This is a genomic window from Cupriavidus pauculus (assembly GCF_002858765.1).
In the GTDB taxonomy this organism is placed as follows: domain Bacteria; phylum Pseudomonadota; class Gammaproteobacteria; order Burkholderiales; family Burkholderiaceae; genus Cupriavidus; species Cupriavidus pauculus_B.
Window position 1 is genome coordinate 150,173 of sequence record NZ_PJRP01000006.1, and the last position, 25,106, is coordinate 175,278.

The 25,106-nt window shown below is 66.4% G+C and carries 24 protein-coding genes and 1 pseudogene; 6 read left to right on the plus strand and 19 right to left on the minus strand.

Annotation, left to right across the window (positions count from 1 at the left end):
- Window positions 1–42: 42 nt before the first annotated feature.
- Together CYJ10_RS14940 and CYJ10_RS14945 are read right to left on the minus strand one after the other, a co-directional pair.
- Window positions 43–1,356, minus strand: a complete 1,314-nt coding sequence (locus CYJ10_RS14940; RefSeq protein WP_101682273.1) for an MFS transporter — start codon at window positions 1,354–1,356, stop codon at window positions 43–45.
- A gap of 343 nt (window positions 1,357–1,699) precedes the next feature.
- Window positions 1,700–2,197, minus strand: coding sequence for a winged helix-turn-helix transcriptional regulator (locus CYJ10_RS14945; protein WP_101682450.1), 498 nt, complete (start codon window positions 2,195–2,197; stop codon window positions 1,700–1,702).
- Window positions 2,198–2,286: 89 nt separating this feature from the next.
- On the opposite strand from CYJ10_RS14945, the gene CYJ10_RS14950 reads away from it, so the two are divergent.
- A complete protein-coding gene (locus CYJ10_RS14950; protein ID WP_101682274.1) occupies window positions 2,287–2,910 on the plus strand; it encodes a GNAT family N-acetyltransferase in 624 nt (207 codons plus the stop codon).
- Between the two features lie 38 nt (window positions 2,911–2,948).
- Here CYJ10_RS14950 and CYJ10_RS14955 read toward each other — a convergent pair whose 3' ends face one another.
- Window positions 2,949–3,815, minus strand: a complete 867-nt coding sequence (locus tag CYJ10_RS14955) for an EamA family transporter (protein WP_101682275.1) — start codon at window positions 3,813–3,815, stop codon at window positions 2,949–2,951.
- 229 nt (window positions 3,816–4,044) lie between these two features.
- On the opposite strand from CYJ10_RS14955, the gene CYJ10_RS14960 reads away from it, so the two are divergent.
- A complete protein-coding gene (locus tag CYJ10_RS14960) occupies window positions 4,045–4,764 on the plus strand; it encodes an SDR family NAD(P)-dependent oxidoreductase (protein ID WP_101682451.1) in 720 nt (239 codons plus the stop codon).
- 14 nt (window positions 4,765–4,778) lie between these two features.
- Here CYJ10_RS14960 and CYJ10_RS14965 read toward each other — a convergent pair whose 3' ends face one another.
- From CYJ10_RS14965 to acpA, 8 genes are all read right to left on the minus strand, one after another.
- On the minus strand, window positions 4,779–5,174 hold the full coding sequence (locus tag CYJ10_RS14965) for a PIN domain-containing protein (protein WP_101682276.1): 396 nt from the start codon (window positions 5,172–5,174) through the stop codon (window positions 4,779–4,781).
- A complete protein-coding gene (locus tag CYJ10_RS33755; protein WP_146002042.1) occupies window positions 5,171–5,566 on the minus strand; it encodes a hypothetical protein in 396 nt (131 codons plus the stop codon). Before CYJ10_RS33755 ends, CYJ10_RS14965 begins: the two co-directional genes overlap by 4 nt.
- Window positions 5,567–5,693: 127 nt before the next feature.
- On the minus strand, window positions 5,694–7,001 hold the full coding sequence (locus CYJ10_RS14970; RefSeq protein ID WP_101682277.1) for a type II toxin-antitoxin system HipA family toxin: 1,308 nt from the start codon (window positions 6,999–7,001) through the stop codon (window positions 5,694–5,696).
- Window positions 6,998–7,210 (minus strand): transcriptional regulator, encoded by a 213-nt coding sequence (locus tag CYJ10_RS14975; protein WP_308302975.1) that lies wholly within the window; start codon window positions 7,208–7,210, stop codon window positions 6,998–7,000. The genes CYJ10_RS14970 and CYJ10_RS14975 overlap by 4 nt, the downstream gene beginning before the upstream one ends.
- Window positions 7,211–7,359: 149 nt before the next feature.
- Window positions 7,360–7,803: a PIN domain-containing protein gene (locus CYJ10_RS14980; RefSeq protein ID WP_101682279.1), complete on the minus strand. Its 444-nt coding sequence runs from the start codon at window positions 7,801–7,803 to the stop codon at window positions 7,360–7,362.
- Window positions 7,785–7,991: a hypothetical protein gene (locus tag CYJ10_RS14985; RefSeq protein ID WP_101682280.1), complete on the minus strand. Its 207-nt coding sequence runs from the start codon at window positions 7,989–7,991 to the stop codon at window positions 7,785–7,787. The genes CYJ10_RS14980 and CYJ10_RS14985 overlap by 19 nt, the downstream gene beginning before the upstream one ends.
- Before the next feature lie 108 nt (window positions 7,992–8,099).
- A complete protein-coding gene (locus tag CYJ10_RS14990) occupies window positions 8,100–9,530 on the minus strand; it encodes an MFS transporter (RefSeq protein ID WP_101682281.1) in 1,431 nt (476 codons plus the stop codon).
- Between the two features lie 141 nt (window positions 9,531–9,671).
- On the minus strand, window positions 9,672–11,789 hold the full coding sequence (gene acpA, locus CYJ10_RS14995) for an acid phosphatase (RefSeq protein WP_101682282.1): 2,118 nt from the start codon (window positions 11,787–11,789) through the stop codon (window positions 9,672–9,674).
- 252 nt (window positions 11,790–12,041) lie between these two features.
- On the opposite strand from acpA, the gene CYJ10_RS15000 reads away from it, so the two are divergent.
- Window positions 12,042–13,421 (plus strand): cytochrome-c peroxidase, encoded by a 1,380-nt coding sequence (locus CYJ10_RS15000; RefSeq protein WP_101682283.1) that lies wholly within the window; start codon window positions 12,042–12,044, stop codon window positions 13,419–13,421.
- Window positions 13,422–13,465: 44 nt separating this feature from the next.
- Here the strand turns inward: CYJ10_RS15000 and CYJ10_RS15005 are convergent, their stop codons facing one another.
- The 5 genes from CYJ10_RS15005 to CYJ10_RS15025 form a co-directional block, all read right to left on the minus strand.
- Entirely contained in the window at window positions 13,466–13,690 is a 225-nt protein-coding gene (locus CYJ10_RS15005; protein ID WP_092603674.1) for a hypothetical protein, read from the minus strand.
- Window positions 13,691–13,980: 290 nt separating this feature from the next.
- The gene (ggt, locus tag CYJ10_RS15010) at window positions 13,981–15,570 is read right to left on the minus strand and encodes a gamma-glutamyltransferase (protein WP_257993343.1); all 1,590 of its coding nucleotides are present in this window, start codon (window positions 15,568–15,570) and stop codon (window positions 13,981–13,983) included.
- Complete coding sequence (locus CYJ10_RS15015; RefSeq protein WP_374703268.1) at window positions 15,567–18,155, minus strand: branched-chain amino acid ABC transporter ATP-binding protein/permease; 2,589 nt, start codon at window positions 18,153–18,155, stop codon at window positions 15,567–15,569. Before CYJ10_RS15015 ends, ggt begins: the two co-directional genes overlap by 4 nt.
- Window positions 18,152–19,030, minus strand: a complete 879-nt coding sequence (locus CYJ10_RS15020) for a branched-chain amino acid ABC transporter permease (RefSeq protein WP_101682285.1) — start codon at window positions 19,028–19,030, stop codon at window positions 18,152–18,154. The genes CYJ10_RS15015 and CYJ10_RS15020 overlap by 4 nt, the downstream gene beginning before the upstream one ends.
- 173 nt (window positions 19,031–19,203) lie before the next feature.
- Window positions 19,204–20,379: an ABC transporter substrate-binding protein gene (locus CYJ10_RS15025; RefSeq protein WP_101682286.1), complete on the minus strand. Its 1,176-nt coding sequence runs from the start codon at window positions 20,377–20,379 to the stop codon at window positions 19,204–19,206.
- A 236-nt stretch (window positions 20,380–20,615) separates the two neighbouring features.
- Here CYJ10_RS15025 and CYJ10_RS15030 point away from each other — a divergent pair, with 236 nt between their 5' ends.
- The 3 genes from CYJ10_RS15030 to CYJ10_RS15040 are packed head-to-tail and all read left to right on the plus strand — an operon-like array spanning window position 20,616 to window position 23,049.
- Window positions 20,616–21,602 (plus strand): polysaccharide deacetylase family protein, encoded by a 987-nt coding sequence (locus tag CYJ10_RS15030; protein ID WP_101682287.1) that lies wholly within the window; start codon window positions 20,616–20,618, stop codon window positions 21,600–21,602.
- Window positions 21,603–21,633: 31 nt separating this feature from the next.
- On the plus strand, window positions 21,634–22,392 hold the full coding sequence (locus CYJ10_RS15035) for a GntR family transcriptional regulator (RefSeq protein ID WP_257993344.1): 759 nt from the start codon (window positions 21,634–21,636) through the stop codon (window positions 22,390–22,392).
- 21 nt (window positions 22,393–22,413) lie between these two features.
- Window positions 22,414–23,049, plus strand: a complete 636-nt coding sequence (locus CYJ10_RS15040; RefSeq protein WP_101682288.1) for a flavin reductase family protein — start codon at window positions 22,414–22,416, stop codon at window positions 23,047–23,049.
- Here the strand turns inward: CYJ10_RS15040 and CYJ10_RS15045 are convergent.
- The 3 genes and pseudogenes from CYJ10_RS15045 to CYJ10_RS34750 form a co-directional block, all read right to left on the minus strand.
- A complete protein-coding gene (locus CYJ10_RS15045; protein ID WP_101682289.1) occupies window positions 23,026–24,066 on the minus strand; it encodes a branched-chain amino acid ABC transporter permease in 1,041 nt (346 codons plus the stop codon). The genes CYJ10_RS15040 and CYJ10_RS15045 overlap by 24 nt on opposite strands.
- On the minus strand, window positions 24,067–24,954 hold the full coding sequence (locus CYJ10_RS15050; RefSeq protein WP_101682290.1) for a branched-chain amino acid ABC transporter permease: 888 nt from the start codon (window positions 24,952–24,954) through the stop codon (window positions 24,067–24,069).
- Between the two features lie 18 nt (window positions 24,955–24,972).
- Window positions 24,973–25,106 (minus strand): annotated as a pseudogene (locus CYJ10_RS34750) (ABC transporter ATP-binding protein); the annotation flags it as partial.

Consider the following 25,106-nt stretch of genomic DNA (forward strand, 5'->3'; position numbering starts at 1 on the left):
TGCTTTCCTTGTCCGGAGTGTCTTTTGTGGGGGCGATGTGATTCAGTTGGCGAGTGCGCTGTCGTAGAGCGCTTGCTCACGGGCCTTGTGCTCGGCGCTGAAGCGCACGGCGATGGCGCACAGCGCGGCCAGCGTGGCGGCCACGCCCAGATACGTCAGCGTCTGCTGCAGGTCGCCCAGGCCCTTCATCAGGAAGCCCGCAGCCACCGCGCCAACGTTGCCGCCGGCGCCGATGATCCCGGCCACGCCACCCAGGGCCTTGCGGTCGATGAACGGCACCAGCGCGTAGGTGGCGCCGCAGGCCATGTGCGTGAACAGGCCGAACAACAGCATGGCGGCGACGGCGGTGACCACGCCCGAGGCATGGGCAAACGCCAGCAGGCCCAGGCCTTCGCCCAGAATGAAGACGAACAGCACGATCGAGCGGGCATCGAGGCCGCGGTGGCGGGCCACGCGGTCAGACACGTAGCCGCCCAGTGCACGGGCGAACAGGGCCAGCAGGCCGAAGCTGGCGGCGGCCATGCCGGCGGCGGACAGCGACAGGTCGAAGTGGTCGACGTAGTAGGTGGCCGCCACGTTGTGGATGAAGATTTCCACGCCGAAGCAGGCGCCGTACGTGATGAACAGCATCCAGACGCGGTAGTTGGCGCTGGCCGCGCGGAAGCTGGCCCAGCCGCCACCGCCCTTGCCGCCGCTGACGGCGATGCCGCGGGCGCGCAGGTCGGAGAAATTGCCTTCCGGGCAGTCCTGCGTGAAGCGCCAGTAGACGACGGCCATGATCAGCATCAGCACGCCCGGCACGATCAGCGCCACGCGCCAGCCCATGGCGTGGTCCACGCCCAGGAACAGCACGGCGGCCAGCAGCAGCGGCATCAGGCCCTGTGCAGCGCCACCGCCGGCGTTGCCCCAGCCGGCCGAGGCGGCGTTGGCCGTCCCCACCACGTTTGGCGCGAACATCACCGACGTGTGGTACTGCGTGATGACGAAGCTTGCACCCACCGCGCCAATCAGCAGGCGGAAGAACAGGAAGGTCTCGTAGTTCTGCGCGAAAGCCACGCCGATCACCGGAATCGCGCCGATGGCCAGCAGGCCGGTGTAGGTCTTGCGCGGGCCAAAGCGGTCGCACATCGGGCCGATTACCAGACGCACCAGGATGGTCACGGCCACGGCGGCGATATTGATATTGGCGATCTGGCCCGGGGTCAGGCCGAATTCGCCCTTGAGCACCGGCATCAGCGGGGCACAGGCAAACCACGCGAAGAAGCAGACGAAGAACGCCATCCAGGTCAGGTGGAAGGCGCGCATCTGCGGCGTCTTCAGACTCAGCAGATCGATCCGGGTGGCTTTGCCGTTCATTCTTGGGCTCCAAAAACAAAAGGCGTCCCGAGAGGCTGGCGCTGATGGGCCAGTTCTGGGGACGCCGTTGTCCTGACGATTGCTACCTACGGATAGCAGCCGCGCTGTGTGGGGTGGGCGGATCGCCGTTGACCGGCCCACGCTCTATATCGCAAGCGGTGTGCCAGCCCCGTCAGGTGGTGGTTTGGAGACTTCGGGCCGTGAGAATACGCAGTTTAGTGCGCTATACGGCACTAAACTGCATCATGGTGCGGCGCCAGATTTGGGCGGCCGCACGGCTATGGTGCAGTGCAATGTGCGGTGCCGGTGCGTGGGCGGACGCCAGGATGGCGCCAAACGCGCGTTACTCGGACGCGTCGGTGGGAGAGACAGCGGGCTGGAGCAGGGAAACCAGTTGCATGTCCGAGGGGGATACCAGCCCATCCGCTTCGTCGATCAACGCAGCGCGCACCTTGAGCCCGTTGACCCGCGAGCGGATCTCCGCCGGGCCCTGACCATCGGGCTTCATATGGGCATCGCCCCACTGCATCAGGCCAACAATCACCGGCAACAGCTCCACGGCGGCCCGGGTGGGGCGGTAGCCAAAGCGCTCGCGTTCACCCGGCTCCTTATAGCTGACCTTGCGCAGCAGCCCGGCTTCGGTGAGCGTCTTCAGACGCGCAGACAGCACTGCGGGCGAACACTGCAGTCGCTCCAGGAAATCGTCGAAGCGATGGATACCGGAAAACACGTCCCGCAAGATAAGAATCGTCCACTTTTCGCCAATCAGCGATAGCGTTGCCGCAATCGAGCATTGCGCGAAATCCTCGGGAGAGACGGCGGGTGGCAGTAGCGTATCCATGGTTTTGAGCATAGCACTCTAACTTCATTTGAAAAAGTCAGGGTTTGAACTATAGTCCTGCCTACGAAATATGAAGTCAGGGGTGGGCCATGAGTGATGTGGACGGCGCAGGTGACGACAGGGCAAGTTCGCGGATTCGCGAGGAAAGCTGGAGGGCGCGCGGTGGCAGGCAAGTGACGGTGCGCGCGGTACGACCGGCTGACCGCGAAGGGCTGCGTACGTTTGTTGACGGCCTGTCGCGCGAAAGCCGCTACTACCGCTTCCTGACGGGCGGGCGGGTGGCTGACGAGGTCATCCGGGGCTTTGTCGCCCACCATCCGCAGCGCGATGTCGCCGTGGTGGTGACGGTGCGCGGCGAAGATGGCGCCGAATCGATCGTCGCCAACGCCGAGTATGTGGTGAACACCGAAAACGTGGCGGAACTGGCCGTGGTGGTGGCGGACGACTGGCAAGGGCAGGGGTTGGGCCGACGGCTGATCCAACGGCTGCAGCAGATTGCGCGGGCCAGCCAGTTGCAGGGTATGCGTGGCGACGTGCTGAGCGAAAACCGGCGCATGCTGGCCATCATGCGTGACTGTGGATTTGCCGCCCGCCGCAATCCCGATGACAGCTTTCTGCATGAGGTCAGCCTGTCGCTGGTCGATGCGCGCGTCAGCGCGCCCCGGCCGCAGCGCGAGCACCGGCTGCCGCGCGACTGGTTCGCGGGCAACTAGCCTGCACAGGGCGCTGCGTAGGGCGGTTTGGCGGGCGGTTAGCTCTTGCCGCGCGACGTCGCGGTACAACCGATCGACGCGGTGATGATGGCGGCAATGGCCACCCACTGGATCGTCGTCAACTGCTCGTGCAGGAATGCCAGCCCGGCCAGCGCACCCATGGCCGGCTCCAGGCTCAGCAGGATGCCAAATGTCCTGCGTGGCAGCCGCTTCAGCGCCACCATTTCCAGCGAATACGGAATCGCACTCGACATCAAGCCGACCGCCAGGCCGGAGAGCAACAGGCTTGGGCTGAAGATCTGCGTGCCGGCATGGGCCAAGCCAAATGGCAGGGCGACCAGCGCCGCCATGGTCATGCCCAGTGAAGTCGCCTGGCCGCCGTGCGCGTTGCCCGCCATCTGGCCGAACACAATATAGAGCGCCCAGCCAACGCCGGCCGTCAACGCATAGCCGATACCCACGGGATCCAGGTGCGTGGAGGTCTCGCCCAGTGGCAGAAGCAGGACAAGGCCAGCCACGGCACAGGCGATCCAGAGAAAATCGATGGCCTTGCGCGACGACAACACCGCAACGGTCAGCGGCCCGGTGAATTCGATGGCGATCGCCAATCCCAGCGGGATGGTGCGCAGCGACATGTAGAACAGCAGATTCGTCGCACCGAGCGCTGCGCCATACAGGGCAATGGCCCGCGCATGCTTGCCCGACAGGGCGAAGCGCCACGGTCGCCAGACCGCAATCAGGATCAAAGCCGCAAAGCCGACGCGCAGCGCAACCGTGCCTTGCGCGCCAACGGCGCCGAACAGGCTCTTGGCAAACGACGTCCCGATGCATAGCGACGCCATGGAGCCGATCAGGGCCAGCACGGCCAGCAGGGTTTCGCTCTGCGTGATGCGGGTGAGGGGCACTTCCTTGTCCTGGTGCGGTAAGCCCGGCTACGGGCGGTGCGGCATCTTGCCCGAACATCGACCGGGCTGCCATGCACAGATGCCGGTGCCGCTTGCTGTACAGTTGGCCGCCACGGGCGGGCGCCCAAGCCGACGCAAATGCAGGCACCGCAGCGGGCACCACAGCAGGCGCTGGCGGAGTCCCGGCCAACGCACTATGGTGGAAGGACCGTTTTTCCCGGAGTTCACCATGGAAGCCAAGGCATCGCGTCGTCATGTGGTCATTACCGGAGCCGCGGGCGCCCTAGGTCGTGCCGTGGCCAGCCGGTTCGCCGGGGAGGGGGCGCGGCTGGCGCTGATCGACCACAACCTGCAGCACCTGCAGAGCGTGTTCGCGCATCCCGAGCCTGACCACGGCGGCACGCTGCTGCACGCGGCCGACGTGACGTCGGATGCCGCGATGGCGCCGGTGGCCGCCGCCATCCTCGACGCATTCGGCACGGTCGATGTGCTGGTGCACGTGGCCGGGGGCTTCGAGATGGGCGATCCCACCCACACCCTGAGCCGTGAATCCTGGCTGCGCATGATGGACCTGAACGCTTGGTCGTTCGTCGCCGTGACGGGCCACTTCATTCCGGCCATGATGTTCCAGCGCGGCGGGAAGGTAGTAGCCGTCTCGGCACGCGGCGCCGCCCATGGCGCGGCAACGATGGGCGCCTATACCGCGTCCAAGAGCGCGCTGCAGCGACTGGTGGAAAGCCTGTCGCACGAAGTCAGGGGCTCGGGCATCAACGTCAACAGCATTGCGCCCAGCATTCTCGATACGCCCGCCAACCGCCAGGCAATGCCATCGGCCGATCCTGCGCAGTGGGTGTCCACCGGTGCCGCCGCCCGCGCGGTGGCGTTCCTGGCATCGGACGGGGCCGAGGCCATGCACGGGCAGCATCTGGTGCTGGACGGATTGAGTTGAACGCAGGCCGTGCCTCATGGCGCCAACTTCATGCCGATGGCGCGCGCCGCCTTGCGGTCGAAGGTGGCCGTGTGACGGCAGCCGGCGCTCCGGCAGGATCGTTCGATCAGGCAGTCGGCGAAATCGCTGTACGTTGACTCGAACAGTCGCAGGGCGGACTTCACGACAGCCTGCGATTCGAGGACGAGATCGGAACTCCGAATCAAATATTCAACGATGTCGATGAGTTCGGGTGGATCGGCTTCGTAGCGCTTGTCCATGGTCCAGATCAACTCTGCCAGGAAGACGATTGGCACAAATTCGCGCGTGCGGTCGGATAGCGAGTCAAGCAGGGCATCTGCCACCGGTGTCAGAACCGGATCGTCGCGCGCGAAGTATCTGACGAGGATATTCGTATCCAGGCCGATCATGCGAAGCTCCGAAGATAACGCTTCACTGCGGCTTGCGCGACGGTCTCGTTCAATTCTTCAATCGTGGGTGCTGGCCCGGTTCCGCGGCCAGCCAGGCACCCCTTCAAGTCCTTGATCGAGCAGGTTTGCCCGGGTTTGAGCTTGGGCAAGCGACGCACTACCGGCGTCTTGATGCCATCCCGCCGTTCCCTTGTCTCGGCCGCATCTGCCGCGGCGCTGATCTCTTCCGCCGTGGGCGGAGCCCTGCGACTGGTAGTGAACCGCTTCAGATCCCTGACCGAACCGGTTGTTTCGGGCTCGGATGTCGATGGATGCAGTGTGTCGCGCCGATGGCCTTTGGCCACAGTCCCAACGTCGTCCAGCGCAAATTGCTGTTCTGCTTGATGTTGCATGAAATTGACCCCTCTATTGTTTGGTTGGTCAGGCGCGATCCGCACCTGACGAAACCATTCTGGGTCGCCGTCAGGCAGAAAAAAATGGGACGTGTCTCAAAATGCGTCCCATGTTGTGGCGCTCCGGTCAGCGCCTGGCCAGCCGTGCCAAAGGCAAGGTTCGCAGCCGTTCGGTGACCACGGTCTTCATCGCGGCGGGCGTCGGCAGCGAATCGAGCAACGCGGGCCAGCGTTCCTGTGCCATCGTCACCGCATCCTTCACTGCGGCCATGGCGATGCGCTCCGCAATCCGCGCGCTGCGCGCGAAGTCCCGGTACGTTTCCAGCGTCTGCTGGCGCTGCAGCAGATCGATGGCAACGTTCTGCCCGAATGCCGCAAAACCGGGCAGCGCGGCTACGCTGACGATGTCATAGGCCGGCGACAGCTCCGGCATCGTGCCGTTGCGATAGAGGAACGAGAAGTTCTTGAGGTGGGCGTCGCTATTGCCCAGCAGCGTATGGACGGCTTGCCGCATGAAGAACTGCCGAACGTCTTCGATGCCGCGCACGCTCAGTCGGTCCAGCAGTCGAACGATGGCGACATAGGCATCGTTGCCCGCGTACTTGCGTGCCGGCATGCGAGTCAGGATCTGGCATCCATCCTCGGCATGGACCCGACCACCGGGTTCACGATCGAAGCGGTCCACCGCCAGGAAGTGCAGGTCCGCGCCCAGCGCATCGGCCAGGCCAGGCACGTCGATGGCCGCCAGTGGCTGCGGGCGGCATACGGCCACCGCCACGCCGGCCGCCTGCGCCAGTTGCATCGACACATATTCGTTAAAGATCTGGCTGTCGTCGTTGCGTGCCGGCAGCTTGGCAATCAGGTCGGAGAGCCGTCCGTGGGTGGGCATGGTGTAGCGCCTGCCGGCGTGCGCGGTAGATAGCGCCAGCTTGTTCTGCACGCCCGACACCGAGGCCGCACCCTCCGTCGCGCCTTCCACGACCGCGATCTCCAGGTTGTCTGCGCCGCCCGTCACCCCGATGGTGCGGACATGATCGGGCAGTGTGTCGAGGTCGGCAGGGCGCACGGTCAGGGCGCCGGGCAGGTCTTCCCCGGCGGCCGCCAGCACGCCGAAGTCGTCGCGGTCATCCGGGTGATGCCGGGTCGCCTCCAGCCGCTTGCGCAGTTCGCCCTCGGGCAGTAGCCCGGCGAAGTAGGGAGGGAGTTCGCCGCCGATGTTGTAGAGCGCGGGGTGGAATGGATTCGACAGGATGGTGCCGGTCAGCGGTTCGTTGCCGGGGACGGTCAGCGAGAGGCTCAGCGTCGGTCGGCCCGGATCGCCGCGAAATTGTTCGCCGGGCACGAAGCGCGTGGTCCGTCCGGCTTCGCAGAGGTAGCCACACAGCACGCCGTGCAGGTGTACTGACAGGTAGCGGGGCCGGAGTTCGTCGCTCATGACTCATCCCCCAGCAGCAGATCGACGGAAGTCGGAGCCGCCCTGTCCGGACCGGCCGCCTTGCCAGCCAGCGTTTGCCGGACTTCCGCCAGATGCTCCTTCGGCACCAGCACCCATTCGGCATCGAGCGCCGCAGCGATCGCGTTGAGTGTCGAGGCGCGCACATCCTGTTTGCCGCTCAAGGCTACGGAGAGGTTGGAACTGGCCATGCCGATGGTTCGGCCTATGGCCGCGAGAGAGAGTTGACGCAGTGTGCGCAGGGAACGTAACTGAATGTGCAAAGCCGACATGGTAGGGCTTGGGAAGTCATTATGTATTGATTATCATAATACGTAACACAAAATTATGGTTAATCATATTAAACAAGCTGACTGTATCCCATAGGATAGGGGCCAGTGAGCAGAAAGAAGCCCTCGTTCCTTGCGGCACGCCGGTCGAACATCAATGTCGTGCGGCACCCTTTCTCAGCCGCCGTGCATGCAACCAGACAGTCTGCGAAGTCGCATGCCGTAGTGGCGTACCGTTTCAGCGCGCGCTCTACAACTTCGTAGGCTTCGACGATGAATGACGGCGCATCAAGCAGGGCCCGGACTGCGCGCCGCACCTCCGTGCGGCTGGCCCGGTAGCTGCGTGCCAATACCCAGACCAGTTCCGCAACCACTACGACTGAAACGAAGCCCGGGAATGCTGGCGACAACGTGTCCAGAACATCTCGTGCAAGTTCTGACTGCGCGTCGCCATCATGGGCAAAAAGGCGGACCAGAACGTTGGTGTCGAGTCCGATCATCGTGCGGATGACCATGTCTCGGCGATGACTGCGTTCATTTCCTCGATCGTCAGCGGCTTCAGATCCGGATGGATGAACCAGCCAACCATATCGAAGATCGTCTTCACCTCATCCAGCAAGGCAAGGTCGTGGCCAATCCGCTCCCCGGTTGACTGGGCCGATTCGTTCGCTGTGGCAGTGTGGCTGGAATGCGTGGTCTGCATGGCAATGCTCCTGTTGCTGGCCCGCACGGTATTGCGCGGGCTAGAAGCAGTCTGCAGGCCGGATCCCGTCATTGAAATGGGACGGTTCTCAAAAATGCCGCCTCGTCGTCAATCGCGTTCCGCTCCCAGCGGCGGCGCGATATCTTCCAGCGCGCGTCGTTCCGCATCCACGCCGAAGCGCAGCGCCAACAATCCGGCCACGATCACAAGGGCTGCCCCGATGCCGTAACCAACGGCCACCGCGGCCCGGCTGCCGGTTTCGATCAGCATGCCGAACAGCACCGGTGCAATAAATCCGCCGGTGCCCGTGCCTACGGCGTAGAACACCGAGATGGCCAGGGCGCGCATTTCCAGCGGAAAGACTTCGCTGGCGGTCAGGTATGCCGAGCTGGCCGCCGCCGACGCCAGGAAAAACACGGCGGACCAGCACAGCGCCTGGGCGCGTGCGTCGAGCCAGCCTTCCATGAAGGCCCAGCCAGTGGCCGCCAGCCCGATGCCAGACAGCACATAGGTGACCGCAATCATCCTGCGCCGCCCGATACGGTCGAACAGCGGGCCCAGCACCAGCGGGCCGAGCGCGTTGCCGAGGGCGAACGGAAAGATGTAGAGCGCCACGCGCTCTTCCGGCACGCCCTGGAACTTGGTCAGCACCAGCGAATAGGTGAAGAAGATGGCGTTGTAGAAGAACGCCTGAGCCACCATCAATGCGAATGTGACGATGCTGCGCGTGCGGTAGCGACGCAGCAGCAGCCTGGTGATCTCGCGCAGCGCGGGGATGGGCCTGCCCGCGTAGGCCACCGTGGCGGCTGCGTCCACTGTCGGCAACTGGCCGTAGCGCCGTGCCACCTCCGACTCGATGGCTGCGATGACACGTGCCGCTTCCTCATGCCGTCCGTGCGTCATCAGCCATCGCGGGCTTTCCGGCACATGCCGCCGGATCAGGACGATCGCCACGGCCAGCACCGCGCCCAGCGCGAAACAGGCGCGCCAGCCCCAGACGGGGCCCAATACGCGCGGGTCCAGCAGCACCAGGCTCAGGCCGGCGCCCAGCGCCGCACCCAGCCAGAAGCTGCCGTTGATAGCCAGATTCACGCGCCCGCGCACGCGCGCCGGAATCAGTTCGTCGATGGCGGAATTGATGGCCGCATATTCGCCGCCGATGCCCAGTCCGGTCACGAACCGGCAGGCCGCGAAGAACGCGAAATTGGGGGAGAACGCCGTGGCCAGCGTGGCCGCCATATAGACCGCCAGCGTGGCCAGGAACAGTTTCTTGCGGCCCAGCCGGTCGGCCAGGCGGCCAAACAGCAGGGCGCCGATGACCGCCCCCAATATATAGATGGAGCCGGACCAGCCCACCTGCGTGGCATCGAGCCCCAGGGTGTCGGGCCGCTCCAGCACGGCGCCGACGGAGCCCACCAGGGTGACTTCCAGGCCATCGAGCACCCAGGCGATGCCCAGGGCGATGGCGACGCGCCAGTGCCACGCTGACCACGGCAGGCGGTCAAGCCGGGCGGGGATGTCGGAATGCCAGGCGGCGATGGCGGGCTCCTTGGTGCCGGGTTGGCACTCAAGAGACTATAGCCACTCCGGGGTCGCTTGCCTGTCGGCCATCCGCCGACGCTGTCACAAAAAAGGGCGGCCCCCGCGAGGGCCGCCCCTTCCCGCAGGCGTAGGCCTGGCTTACTGCGCCGGGAACGACAGCGCGTTGGTCAGGTCGCCCATTGCCGGCTTGCCGTTGGCCACCAGCGAGTCGTCACGCAGCTTCAGGCCCGGCAGCGTCGGCAGGGCAAAGCGGCGCGTGATGAAGCGCAGGATCGACGCCGTGTCGTATTGCGTATGGTCCACGAAGCCGCGCTTGGCGAACGGCGACACGATGATCGCCGGGATACGCGTGCCCGGACCCCAGCGGTCGGCGGTCGGTACCGGCGCGTGGTCGTAGAAGCCGCCGTTTTCGTCGTACGTCACCACGATCAGCATGTTCTTGTACTGCGGGCTGTTCTGCAGCTGCTGGATCACGTTGACGATATGCGCGTCGCCGTCAGCCACGTTGGCATAGCCGGCGTGCTGGTTCAGGTTGCCCTGCGGCTTGTAGAACGTCACGGCCGGCAGCTTGCCTGTGGCGGCATCCGACAGGAACTGGCTGTCGAAGTCCTTCAGGTGGGCCGTGCGGTAGTCGACATGGTCAACCGGGCTGAACGCCGCGAAGAAGTTGAACGGCTGGTGGTGCGCCTGGAAGTTCGGCGTCGTGTTGTTGTAGATCTTGGTGCGATCTGCCGACACGGCCTTCCATGCGCCCGCGTACCAGGCCCAGTCCACGCCGCGCTTGTCGAGGTAGGTGGCGATGGAATCCTGGGTTTGCGGCGGCAGCGTGCTGGCGGCGGTCGGGTCGGCCAGCAGCTTGGTGGCATCGGTCGAGGCCGGCGCGTTGCCGCTCGGCTGGTAGGCCGGCTGCATCGTGTTCACGGCGTAGAACAGACCGGTGGCGGGGTCCTTCGGCGTGATGGCGCCGTCGTTCACGTACGTGGCGCGGGCAGACAGGATGCTCGTGGAGCTGGTGCCCGTCAGGGCCAGGCTCTTGCCATCGGCGGCCACGGCGGCGATCGATTTCGATGCCACCGAGGTGTCGGCGTTCGGGTATGTCGGCACGCAGGCGCAGACCAGGTACTGGTGGTTCAGGAACGAGCCACCGAACGCGCCCATGAAGAAGTTGTCGGCCAGCACGAAGTCCTTGGCCATCTTCCACATCGCCATGCTGCTGCCGTCGTAGTAGCCCATGGTGATGCCGCCGGCGTCGGAGAATGCACCGAACTTGTCGTTCTTGCCGCCGTTGATCTGCATCTGGTTCTGGTAGAACTTGTGTACCAGGTCGCGCGTGACCACGCTCTGGTTCACCACCACGCCCGTGCCATTGACGCCCGACGGATCGTCGATCCGGAACGGCTTGTTGGCCCAGCCGACGGTGTTGATTTCCGGCAGCTGCACGGCCTGGCCGGCCGCAGTGAAGCCACCCCAGGTTGGCGGCAGCGATGCCAGCGTCGAGTTGTCGAAGTCCTTCTGCGGGGTCACCGTACCGACGGCGCTCGGGTTCACGCCCGGAATGCCGTTCGCGCCCGGGAACAGGCCGTACAGGTTGTCGAAGCCGCGGTTTTCGGCGTAGATCACCACCACGGTCTTGATGTTGTTCATGGCCACGCGCTGGGCCACGCCGGTCTTGATGGCGGCGGCGATGTCGCCGCCGGCGGCCACGGCGTTGGCGATCAGGTCGATGGCCTGCTCGATTTCGCCCTGCAGCGCGGCCTTGATCTTGCCGTCCGTTTCCTTGTTGTGGTCTTCCAGCAGCTTGTCCGCGGTCACGCCCAGGCGCTCTGCCAGCTGGCTGCGCGCGGCGTCGAGGTTGCCGCCGTTGCTGTCCATCAATGCGGCCAGTTCGGTGGAGATGGCGCTGACCACGCCATTGGCGCTGGCCGGCGCGCGGAACACCAGCTTGCGCGTCACGGCGGCGTGGCCACCGACGTTGTCGTTACGGAAGGCGTCCGTACCGATTTCGGCCACCACGGGGCCCTGGCCGTTCACCGTGAAGGCGCCCTTGGCGTCGGTGAAGGCCGACGCCTCGCTGCTGTCGCAGGCGCCGTTGTTGTTGGCGTCGATACACACCTTGGCGTGCTCGAAGTAGCTGCCGGTGACGACGCCGGACGTGGTCGCGGCGGGGCTGGCGCTGCCGGAATCGCTGCCGCCACAGGCGGACAGGCATGCGGCGGCCAATGCGGCCAGCGGCCACAGACGGATATTACGGCTCATGGCTTTCCTCTTTCTTATATGTGGGATGACTGCGGTGCTGCCTTGAAACTGATGGGTACTGCCGGGTGCGCCGCGAGTGTGAGCCGGCCATGTGTCAGATTGATGATGATGCGCATGCGGGCCCGATACGTCCGCGTGGTGCGGCGCTGCCGCGCGTCGACGTGTCGTTTTCGTGAATCGTCATGGGGATGTCATGAAGCCGGCATAGCCTCTTGCGCCATTCCTTCGTCATCCTGCCGCCATCATTCCGTCATGAGTTTGCCGCCACTGTTGTGGAACGCCGCGTTCCCGTCGCTCTTCACTTGGTTGCGCGTGGCGGGCAGCCTGCTGATGGTGCTGCTGGCCAGCTTGATGACGGGATGCGGGAAGCAGGAAGCCGCGCCGGCAGGGGACATCCAGAACACCCCGGCCCCGCCGGCGGCCGCGGCCAGCGCGCCCAGGGCCGCCGGTCCGAAGCCGTTCTACGCGATGATGGCCGAGCGCCATCCCGACATCGCACAGCTCACCGCGCTGGGCAAGGCGTTGTTCTTCGATCCGTCACTGTCGGTTTCGGGCAAGCAGTCGTGCGCCACCTGTCACAGCCCCGAGCACGCCTATGGGCCGCCAAACAACCTGTCGGTGCAGCTGGGCGGCGCGGACATGGCGCGTACCGGCGTGCGTGCGGCGCCGTCGCTGCGCTACGTGCAGAACGTGCCGGCCTACACCGATCACTATCGCGAGAACGACGGCAACGATGCCGAGGACCAGGGGCCGACGGGCGGCCACAACTGGGACGGCCGCGCCGGATCGACGCACGATCAGGCGCGCATCCCGCTGCTGTCCGGGCATGAGATGGCCAACGGCGAACCCCGGGTGGTGGTCGAGCGCCTTCGCAAGGGGCCGTACGCCGAGACGTTCCGCAAGGTGCTGGGCCAGGACGTGCTGGACGACGAAGACACCGCCTTCAGCGCGGTGCTGATGGCGCTGGAGGCATTCCAGCAGACGCCATCCGAGTTCTATCCCTATACCAGCAAGTACGATGCGGTGCTGCGTGGCCAGGCGAAGCTGAGTGCGCAGGAACTGCGCGGACTGCGCGTGTTCAACGATCCGAACAAGGGCAATTGCGCCGCGTGCCATCCGGGCGATATCCGCGAAGGCGCGTTCCCTGCATTCTCGGATTTCGGCTTTATCGCCGTGGGCGTGCCGCGCAACCGCAAGTTGGCGGGTAATGCCGATCCGGCATTCTTCGACATGGGGCTCTGTGGCCCCGATCGCACCGACCTCAAGGACCGCGCCGAATACTGTGGCCTGTTCCGTACCCCGTCATTGCGCAACGTGGCATTGCGCCAGGCGTTCTTCCACAATGGCATCTTCCACTCGCTGGACGAGGTGCTGCACTTCTACGCCGAGCGCGATGTGAAGCCGCAGAAGTGGTATCCGCGCGGCGCGGACGGCAAGGTGCAGAAGTTCGACGACCTGCCGACGCCGTATCACGAGAACATCAACATGGAAGCGCCGTTCGGCGGCAAGCCGGGCGACAAGCCGCTGATGACCGAAGGCGAAATGCGCGATGTGATTGCGTTCCTGAAGACATTGACCGATGGCTACCAGGCACCGGTCGCAGCCGTGAAAACGGCGGTCGTCACTCGATAGTCACACGGCAGCGGCTGGCGGGCCGCAGCGGTGGCGGGCGCCGCTTAGTTCAGGCGGCCCACCGCGGCCAGCATCGACCGGCCATGCGCGGTGATTTGCGGGCAGGGACGTTTGCCCTGTTCGGATTCCAGGATCACCAGTTGCCGGGTGATCAGTGCATCGAGATCGACGGGGTCGATTTCGCGTGCGGGGATGCTCGACGTATCGTCGCGGGTATGTGGACCGTTGCCGATCAGCATCAGCGTTGCAAGTTCATGTGGGCTCAGCACGGTGTTCTCCTTGGCGAGAGGGGAGCGGTTGCTGGGGACATGGGGAACGCGGGGCCGCTGGCAGCGGTGCATTCCTCCGACGGGATTGTGGACCATCGCGCCGGCGCTTGCACGCTGCATCGCATCGTGACGGCCAGTCGACAGTTAAGGCATTGGACGGGCATCCGCTGCGCGGGTTCCTGCCCGATACAAAACCGCTACAGAACGCAGGGCTTTCATGCGTGCGTCACGCAGGGCGTTGCCGTTTTCTCCCGATGCCCAGATGATGCCTGACGTTTCCGATCCCGTGTTTATGCCCCTGGCAGCCCCATGGCGATGCCGTCGCTGCGCGGATCATGCGCACCGGCACAAGATCCGTCGTCGTACAACGCGATGGCGCCGGGGTGTCCCGCCAGCGGGCTCTGTGCGTCGATCACGCTGACCTCGTGACCGCGGGTCGACAACGTGGCGATCACATCGTCGCCTGCGTCGGCCTCGATCTTGAGGCTGTCACGCGTATCGGAGAACGTGCGCCCCAGCAGGAAGCGCGGTCGGGACAACGCCTGCATCGGATCCATCCCGTAGTCGATCAGCCGTGTCAGTACGGCGGCCAGCGTCTGGGGCTGGCCGTCGGCGCCCTGCGTGCCATAGGTCAGCCGGGGCTTGCCATCGCGCAGATACATGCCCGGATTCAGCGTATGAAAAGGGCGCTTGCCCGGTTGAATCGCGTTGTGGTGCGAGGGATCGGTGCTGAACGCGGCGCCACGGTTGTGCCACAGGATGCCGGTGTCGCCGGCCACCACGCCGCTGCCCCAATCGAAATACACGGTCTGCAGCACGCTTACGCAGCGGCCCTGGTTGTCGACGGCCGACAGGAACACCGTGTCGCCGTGCTGGTAGACGTGCGGCCAGGGCATCGCGTGGCGCATATCGATATGTGCGGCCAGCGCCGACAGCCGCGCCGGCGACAGCATCGCATCGACCGGCACGGCGGCAAACTCGGGGTCGGCCACGTGCCGGTTGCGTTCGATGAACGCCTGTTTCACGGCTTCCACCAGCAGGTGGTAGTAGTCCGCGCTGCCCTCCGGAATGCTGGCCACGTCGAAGCGTTCCAGGATGCCCATGATCTGCAGCGTGGTCACGCCCTGCGTGGGCGGCGCCAGGCTCAGCAGCTCGCCGCCGCGATAGGGCACGCGCAGCGGCGCTTCGTCGCGCGCCGCCGTGCGGGCCAGGTCCTGCAGCGTGAGCGGCGATCCGGCGGCACGCAGCCCTGCGACGATGCACTCTGCCAGTTCGCCTTCATAGAATTCGCGCGAACCGAAGTTCGCTATGCGATCAAGACTGCGGGCCAGCGCGGGCTGCCGCAGGCGGTCGCCTTGCCGGGGCAGGCGCCCGTCGGGCATGAAGGTCGCGGCAAAGCCGGGCCAGTCCGCCAGTTCCTGCTGACGAAACGCCTGCCAGAATCGCTGCGAAGGCGTGACGTCGAAGCCTTCCTGCGCCAGCGCGATGGCGTGCTGGAACAGCTGCTTCCATGGCTGCTGGCCGCCCCAATGGTCGCGGCTGATGGCAAAGGCACGGTCCCAGGTGTCGACGGTGGCTGCTGACGTGATGGCCGAGGCCGCGCCGCGCGTTGGGATTGCATCGCCGTAGTCGGGCAGCGCGGCGGCGGCCTGTCCGATGCCAGAGAGCGTGCGCACGTTGCCGGCCTGGTCGCTGACGATCCAGAAGGCGTCGCCGCCGAGCCCCGTGAAGTGCGGATAGGTGACGGACAGCGTGGCGCCGATGGCGATAGCCGCCTCGATGGCGTTGCCGCCGGCGCGCAGGATCTCCAGGCCTGCCTCGTTTGCCAGTGCATGCGGGCTGGTGACCATGCCCGTGCGTGAAGTGGCCAGGTGCCTCATGCGTGCTGCCCGCCCAGGTAGGCCTGTACCAGCGCCGGGTCTTTGGCCAGCGCCTCGGCATCGCCGCTGGCCACCACGTGGCCTTCTTCGAGCACGTAGGCGCGGTCGGCCAGCGACAAGGCCAGCGCGGCCATCTGGTCCACCAGCACGATCGTGATCGATGCGTCGCGCAGCGCGTCCAGCGAAGCGAACAGCTCCTCGATGACCTTCGGGGCCAGTCCCAGCGACGGTTCGTCGAGCAGCAGCACCGACGGGTTCGACATCAGTCCGCGCGCCACGGCCAGCATCTGCTGCTCGCCGCCGGACATCAGGCCCGCACGCTGGTGTTGCCGTTCGCGCAGGCGAGGCCAGCGCGCAAACATGGCTTCGATGCGGCGTGTGGTTTCCGCACGCGAGATGCGGCCAGAAGGGAAGGCGCCCAGCCGCAGGTTGTCGAGTACCGAGAGTTCCGGAAATACCTGCCGGCCTTCCGGCACCAGCACCACGCCCATTTCGGCGATTCTTGCCGCGTCGAGCCGGGCAAGGTCGGTGCCGTCGAACGTAATGCCGCCCTGTACCGGACGATGCAGGCCCGACAGCGCGCGCATCAGCGTGGACTTGCCGGCGCCGTTGGCACCCAGCAGCGCCACCATCTCGCCTTCGCGGACCTGCAGGTCCACGTCGTGCAGCACGGGCGCCGCGCCGTAGCCGGTGCGCAGCGCGCTGACGCCGAGCACTTCGGGCGGCAGGGCATCGCCCGCCGGCCGGGCGCGTCGCCGCACCGGGGCGCCGGAGGCCTCGCCCAGATAGGCGCGCCGCACGGCCGGATCGGCACGCACGGCGTCCGGCGTGCCGGCGGACAGGTGCTGGCCGGCATCGATCACGACGATGCTGTCCGACACATCCATCACCAGCGACATGTCGTGCTCGACCAGGCCGACCGCGATGCCGCTGTCCGCAATCCGGCGCAGCAGGCGGCCCAGCGTGGCCTTGTCCTCGCGGGACAGCCCCGCAGCCGGTTCGTCCAGCAGCAGCACGGCGGGCCGCGTGGCCAGCGCCCGGGCGATTTCCACCAGGCGGCGATCCACGTGGGCCAGGTCGGCGGCGTTGGCATCGGGGTCGCCGGTGTAGCCGCACGCCGCCAGCAATGCACGGGCTTCATGGCGCACGGCGGGGGCCGTGAAGCCGGCGATGCCAAACAGCATGCCCAGCTTGCCGCGCGTGAGCGCGATGGCCACGTTGTCGGCCGCGCTCATGCCAGTGAACAGCTGCGTGGTCTGGTAGGTGCGCGAGATGCCGTGGCGCGCGCTGTGGCAGGCGCCGCGTGCGGGCAGGGCGTCCGCGCCGAGCCGGCGGCCACCGGCGCGCGGACGATAGTAGCCGGACAGCATGTTGAGCACGGTCGATTTGCCGGCGCCGTTCGGCCCGATCAGGCTGGTCACCTGGCCCGGCGGCAGGTTGAACGACAGGTCGTCGACGGCGCGCACGCCGCCGAATACCATCGACAGGCCCAGTGCCGACAGCCCCCGGCGCTGCGCGGCTTCGCGCTGCGGCAGCATGGCGCCGGCCACCGCGTCGTGGTCTGCCGGTTTGGCAGGATGCAGGCGGCGGAACGCCGATGTCACCACGCCGACGATGCCGCTGGGCGCCACCCAGAGCACCACCAGCAGCAGCACGCCAAAACAGAGCAGGCGCAGGTTTTCCAGGCTGGACAGGATCTCCGGCAGCAGGCCGACCACCACCGCGCCCGCGACGGGCCCGGCCACCGTGCCGGCGCCGCCGATCATCACGACCAGCACGAACAGGATCGACTGCAGGAACGAGAACATGCCCGGCGTGACCATGCCCTGCAGCGGCGCGAACAGGCCGCCCGCCAGGCCGGCCAGTGCGGCCGAGAACGCAAAGCCGACAGTCTTCACGACCAGCGGATTGACGCCGATCGACGCGGCCGCAGTCTCGCTGTCGCGCACCGCACGCATGGCCGCCCCCCAGCTGCCGCGCGCAATGCGCGCATAGGCAGCCAGTGCGAGGCCCAGCACGGCGATGGCGATCAGTGCCAGCGCCCGTTCGCCGCCGTCCACGCCGGGCAGCGACGGTTGCGCAATGCCCATCAGGCCGTTCTGGCCGCCCGTCAGGCCGCGCCATTCCACCGCGCCATGCTCGACGATAAAGCCGAACGCGATGGTCACCATGGCCAGGCCGGGGCCCTTCACGCGAAGCGCGGGCAAGGCCAGCAGGCCGCCCAGCACGGCGGCCACCAGCGCGCCGACCGGCCATGCGGCCCAGAAGCTCCAACCTGCCTGGCCGGTCAGGACGGCCACCGTGTAGGCGCCAATCGCATAGAAGCCGACGTGGCCGAAGGACACCTGGCCGGTCAGCCCCAGCAACAGGTTCAGGCCCACGCCGCAGATGGCGAGCATCGCCACGCCGGCGATCACGAAGACGAAATAGCCGTTCAGCGTCAGGGTCAGGCCCGCGGCCGCGACCAGCGCCGCGCACATGGCGGCGACCTGCAGCGGCGTGCCCAGGCCCAGCCATGGGGCGGCGGGGCGGGCCGGGGTGGATGGCGGTGCAGTGGATACCGTGGATGTCATGGTCTTGCTCATACCTTGCGTACCTCCGCGCGTCCGAACAGCCCGTCGGGCCGCAGCGCCAGCAGCGCGATGACCAGCGCGAAGGTGATGATCTGCGTGTAGCTGGAACCGAGCGACGCGGTGACCAGTGCCTCGGCCACGCCGAAGATCAGGCCAGCCACCATCACGCCCCAGGCGCTGGACAGCCCGCCGAGAATGGCCACGGCGAATGCCTTGAGCCCAAAGACCGTGCCCATGTCGGCCTGCACGTTGAACAGCGGCGCAATCAGCACGCCGGCAATGCCGGCCAGCAGCGTCGACAGCGCGAAGGCGCCGGCAATGGTGCGACGAATCGGAATACCCATCAGGCGCGCGGCATCGCGGTTCTGCACCACGGCCAGCATGGCCACGCCCCAGCGCGACTTGCGCAGCACCACATGCAGCACGGCGGCCAGCACCAGCCCCACCACCGGAATCACCAGCTGCAGCGGATACACGCCCACGCCCGCGTCGCCAAGCTGCACCGACTGCGTGGCCAGCGGCGACGGCAGGCTGCGCGGCTCGGTGCCGAACCACAGCATCACCACGTTATCGAGCACGATGCCCAGCGCCACGGTCGCCATCAGCCAGGCGTTCGAGCCCCGGCTGGCGAACGGCCGCACGGCCAGGAATTCCACGGCCAGGCCGTACAGCGCACACAGCGCCAGTGCCAGCACGATGGCCAGCGGCATCGGCCAGCCCAGCGTCTGCGCAAACGTGTACGTGAGCACGGCGCCCAGCATCATCGAACTGCCCTGCGCGAAATTGACCGTGGCAGAGACCGCGTAGGTGATGTGAAACCCCAGCGCCATCAGCCCGTACATGCTGCCCAGGCCAAGCCCGCTGATGAGGGCGGATATCCATAACATGGTGATGTCCTTCTTTTTGGTTTTCTTCCCGCTCCCGTGAACGTGAGCGGGGCGGGGGAGCGGGCGCGCATTTCAAGATGCGATGGCCGGTCCTTGAACCGCCGGCCCCTCTTCCCCAACCCCTTTCCCGCCGGGGCGGGAGAGGGGAACAATCCATCAGGGCGCAATACGCCTTACTTCTTCACGGGCACGATGCGGTTGTCGATGAACTGGGCCCAGACGTAGTCGTTCTCGGTCAGCGCGTCGTGCTGCTGCGGCGAGAACGGCTTCACGTAGGTCTTGATCAGGCCCTCGTAGCGGTCGATCTTGTAGAAGCCCTCGCGCACCGCGTCGCCCTTGGTGCTGCCCGCCTGGGCGATGGCCAGCGCGGCCAGCTGCGTGGCGTCGTAGGCGTTGGCCACGCCCACGGCCGGGGTGATGTCGTCCGGCCCCTTTACGTCGCTGTACTTGGCTTTCAGGTCGCTGACCACGCGCGTGCTGACCGGCGACGGCGTGCCGAAGAAGCTGTACGTCTGCACGAAGTGGACGTTCCTGGCGTTCGGGCCGGCCAGTTCCGTGAAGCGACCGCCCGCCGGGCCCCAGTGCGACACCACCGGCACCTTCCAGCCCATGCGGTCGAGCGACTTCACCACCTGCGCCGACGGGCCGACGTTGCCCACCATCAGCAGCACATCGGCGCCGGCAGCCTTCAGGCGGCCGAGCTGGGGCACCACGTCCACATCGTTGGCCTCGAATTTCTCGACGCCCACCGGCTTGCCGCCCTTGGCGGCCATCGCGGCCACGATGCCTTTCTCGTTCGATTCGCCCCACGGGTTGTTCACCAGGATCAGGCCCGGCTTGCTGGCGTTGAACGCCTTCTGCGCGTACTGCAGCATCGCCTTGTCCACCACCTCGTCCACGGCCGAGACGCGGAACGCGAAGTTCGGATTCGCGCCGTTGTGGGTGATCGGCGTGCCGGCGGCCCACGGGCCCATGAACGGCACCTTTTCCTGATTGGCGATCGGCACGATGGCCATCGAGACCGGCGTGTCCAGGCCGCCGAACAGCACGGCCACCTTTTCCTTGTAGATCAGCTCGCGGGCGGCCAGCACGCCCTTGGCCGGATTGCCTTCGTCGTCCCGGCGCACCAGTTCGAGCTTGCGGCCGCCCAGCAGGCCGCCACGGGCGTTGATCTCGTCGATGGCGATGGTCATGCCGCGCGTCAGCGATTCGCCGGCACGGGCCGACTGGCCCGACAGCGCCGTGATCAGGCCGATCTTGATGGTGTCGGCGGCATGCGCGGGCAGGGCGGTCATGACGCAGGCGGCCGCGGCGGCAGCGATCATTGCACAGCGTTGGGGACGAAACATGGCAGATCTCCGGATGGGTTGGTGTCGGCGCGGTGTCTCGCAAGAGCCGTGCCACCACGTTGACGAATCACCCGGAAACTCCCGAACGACCGGCGTTTCAATACGTTGACGATCTGGCCCACAAATTGCGAACGATTACGTGACACCTATGCATACGATCGGAAACGGGGCATGACGCACGAAGGCGGTGCCGGTTCCGCCGGCGGATGCACCAACCAGAAGAAAGGCACTCGTTCATGACCTTCAATCCGAGTCCGCTGGCGGCAGCGCAGGCTGCGGCGGCGCCGTCGTTCGGTCCGTTGCGCCATCACGGCCGTTTTCCGTACCGGCCGATCACCGACGCCGACGACTTCCGCTGGCCCAACGGCGCGCGCCTGGCCGTCTACCTCGGCTTCAATATCGAGCACTTCGCGTTTGGCGAGGGGTTGGGCGCCAACCTGGGCCCGGTATCGCCGCAGCCCGACGTGCTGAACTACAGCTGGCGCGAGTACGGCAACCGGGTAGGGGTATGGCGCTGCCTGGAGCTGTTCGACCAGCTGGACATGCCCACCGGCGTGATCCTGAACACGGCCCTCTACGATCACTGCCCCGAGGTGCTCGATGCCTGCCTGGCGCGTGGCGACGAACTGATCGGCCATGGCCATACCAACGCGCACCGCCAGAGCGAATTCGACGAGGCTGGCGAGCGCGCACTGCTGGTGCATTGCCGCGACCGTATCCGCGAACACAGCGGCCGCGCGCCTGGCGGGTGGCTGTCGCCATGGATTTCCGAAACGATGGTGACGCCCGACCTGCTGGCCGAAGCCGGCTACCGTTACACGCTGAACTGGGCCCACGACGACCGGCCGATCCGCATGCAGACGCGCGACGGCGGCGCGCTGTGGTCGATTCCGTATCCGCAGGAGCTGAACGACATCCCGATGATCATCGCGCGCCAGCTCGACGGCGCGGCGTTTGCCGACATGATCATCGACCAGTTCGATGAAATGCTGCTGCAGGCCAACCACCCGCAGCACCCGCAACCGCTGGTGATGGGCATTGCGCTGCATCCGTACCTGGTGGGCCAGCCGTACCGGCTCAGGCACCTGCGCCGCGCGCTGGCGCATATTGCCGCGCGGCGGTCGCATGGCGAGGTGTGGTTCACCACACCGGGTGCGATCTGCGACGCGATGGACGCCCAGGTGCCGATGCCGCTGGATATCGGCACCGCCGACGCGCGCTAACATCATGGGCATTGTTTCCCTGACCGACGCCATGTCAACCAAAGCTGCAAGGAAAGCCGCCGCCGGGGCGGAGGAACCGCTTCCGCAGGCGACTTCGGCCGCACCGGACGCGGATGCGCCGGACGCCGACACCCGCATCTATCAGGCGATCTTCGACGGCGTGCTGAATCATCGCCTGACGCCGGGCACCAAGCTGCCCGAGCCCGAACTCTGCACGCTGTTCGGCGTGGGCCGTGCCGTGGTGCGGCGCGTGCTGGAAAAGCTCGCGCACGACGGCATCGTGGCGCTGCGTCCGAACAAGGGCGCGGTGATTGCCGAGCCGACGCCCGAGGAAACCAGCCAGATCTTCGAGGCGCGACGGGCGATGGAGCGCGTGCTGGTGGAACTGGCGGTGGAGCGCGTGACCCCGGATGACCTGCGCGAACTGCGCCGGCAGCTGGCCGACGAGCACGACGCGATGCACCGTTTCGACCAGCCATCGTGGGCGCGGCTGGCCAGCGGCTTTCACCTGCGCATCGCCGCGCTGGCCCGCAATCCGGTGCTGCAGCGCTACCTGACCGAGCTGGTGTCGCGCTGCTCGCTGATCGTGGGGCTCTACGAGCCGCCCGGCCATGCGCCGTGCGAACACGACGAGCATGCCGCCATCGTTGCCTGCATCGAAGCACGCGACGCCGTGGGCGCCGTGGCGCTGATGGAAGCACACCTGCGCGAACTGGAGCAGCGCATCGAAACGTCGCGCATGCAGGGCGAGAAGAGCCTGGCGCAGATGCTGGGCCTGCCGCAGCGCTAATCCGAACACCGAAGGAACACGATGGAAATCGATTTCAGCGCGATCACCGAGTATCAGCGCTACAAGCTCATGGCCAGCCTGATCGTGCCGCGCCCGATCGCGCTGGTCACCACGCTGGGCCCCGATGGCACGGCCAACGCGGCGCCGTTCTCGATGTTCAACATGCTGGGCGAGGAGCCGCCGATCGTGATGATCAGCGTGAACCGCCTGGGCGACGGATCGCTGAAGGACACGGCGGCCAATATCGTGCGGACGCAGGAGTTTGTCGTGCATCTGAGCGACGAGGCGATGGCCGAGAAGATGCACCGCTGCGGCGAGCGCCTGCCGCCGGACATGAGCGAACTGGCCCATGTGGGGCTGACGGCGGCCCCCTGCACCGATGTGGCGCCGCCGCGCATTGCCGAGGCCCCCGTGGCATTTGAATGCCGGCTGTGGGAAACGCTGGAAACGGAAAGCCGCCAGATCTTCATCGGCCGCGTGCTGCGGCTGCATGCGCGCGACGGCCTGATCGATACCGAGCGCTGGCGCGTGCGGCTGCAGGATTACTTCCCTGTAGGCCGCTTCGGCGCCAGCTTCTACGTGACCACGCGCGACCGCTTCTCGCTGGAGAAGGACGCCGGCGTGGTCACCGCGTCAACCGCGATCGACGAGATGTGAGCCCAGCGGCGCGGCCGGCTTGCGCCGCGCCTTCCATTGGTCGGCCAGGCCGACGATCTCACCGACGATGCCGCGCCGGAACGTCAGCACGCAGATCACGAAGATCACGCCCGTGACCATCGTCACCGATTCGCCCAGCGTGTTGAACCACGCTACGCCGGTGATGTTGGCCAGGAACGTGCCCAGGTCGCCGAGCTTGTTCTCCAGGGCGATCACCACGAAGGCGCCGGCAATGGGACCGGCCAGCGTGCCCAGCCCACCGACCAGCGTCATCAGTATGACCGCGCCCGACATCGACCAATGGACGTCGGTCAGCGTCTCGAAGCCCAGGACCAGCGCCTTGAGCGATCCGGCCAGGCCGGACAGCGCGGCCGACAGCACAAAGGCCACGAGCTTGAAGCGGTCCACGTCATAGCCCAGCGACACGGCACGCGGTTCGTTCTCCTTGATGGCCTTCAGGATCTGCCCGAACGGCGAATGGATCGTGCGCACGATCAGCGCGAACGCGGCCACCACGATCACTAGCACCACGTAGTAGAGCGTCAGGTCGCTATCCAGCGGCAGCAGGCCCAGCAGCTTGCCGCGCGGAATGCCCTGGATGCCGTCCTCGCCGCCCGTGAACGGCGCCTGCAGGCAGAAGAAGTACAGCATCTGCGCCAGCGCCAGCGTGATCATCGAGAAGTAGATGCCCTGGCGGCGAATGGCCAACGCGCCCATGACCAGGCCGGTCAGCGCGGCGAACACGGTGCCCAGCAGCAGGCCCAGTTCGGGCGTCAGGCCCCATTCCTTCATGGCGTGGCCGGCCACGTAGCCGGCGCCGCCGAAGAACGCGGCGTGGCCAAACGACAGCAGGCCGGTGTAGCCAATCAGCAGGTTGAAGGCACACGCAAACAGGGCAAAGCAGAGCACCTTGAGCACGAACACCGGATAGGCGCCGAGCATGGGCGCCAGCAGGGCGGCCAGCAGCAGCGCGCCGTAGACCGCGACCTGGCCGCGGCGATTGGAGTCTTGCAGCATTTACTTTTCCTTCCCGAACAGCCCGGCGGGGCGAAGCATCAGCACGATCACCATGATGAAGAACACCACGGTGGACGACGCCTGCGGATAGAACACTTTGGTCAGGCCTTCGATCACGCCCAGCGCTAGGCCGGTGACGATGGAACCCATGATCGAGCCCATGCCGCCGATGACCACCACGGCGAACACGACGATGATCAGGTTCTGGCCCATCAAGGGCGACACCTGGATCACCGGCGCCGCCAGCACCCCGGCAAACGCGGCCAGGGCCACGCCGAAGCCGTAGGTCAGCGTGACCATCAGCGGCACGTTGACGCCAAACGCCTCGACGATCTTCGGGTTCTCGGTGCCTGCGCGCAGGTACGCGCCCAGCTTGGTCTTCTCGATCGTGAACCACGTGGCCAGGCAGACCACGATGGAGGCCACGACCACCCAGGCGCGATAATTCGGCAGCACCATGAAGCCGAGGTCCGTGGCGCCTTGCAGCGCGTCGGGCGGCGAGTAGGGCAGGCCGGAGACGCCATAGGCCGACCGCATCACGCCCTCGATGACCAGCGTGATGCCCAGCGTCAGCAGCAGGCCGTAGATGTGGTCGAGCTTGTAGATCCAGCGCAGCATCGATTTCTCGATCGCGACGCCAATCACGGCCACGACCAGCGGCGACAGCAACAGCATGACCCAGTAGTTGAGGCCGGCGTACTCCATGCCGGCCCAGGCCAGTACAGCACCCAGCATGAACAGTGCGCCGTGGGCGAAGTTGATCACGTTGAGCAGGCCGAAGATCACGGCCAGGCCCAGGCTCAGCATCGCGTAGAACGCGCCGTTGACAAGCCCCAGCAGCAGCTGGGACAGCAGCGCCGGCAGGGGGATTCCAATATCGAAATTCATGAAACGTGGGGTCCCTTGTTATACGCCGAGCAGTTCGTTCAGCACCGGCATCTTGGCTTGCAGCTCGCTGGCGGCAAAGCGTTCGACGATGGCGCCGTGCTCCATCACGTAGAAGCGGTCGGCCAGCGGCGCGGCAAAGCGGAAGTTCTGCT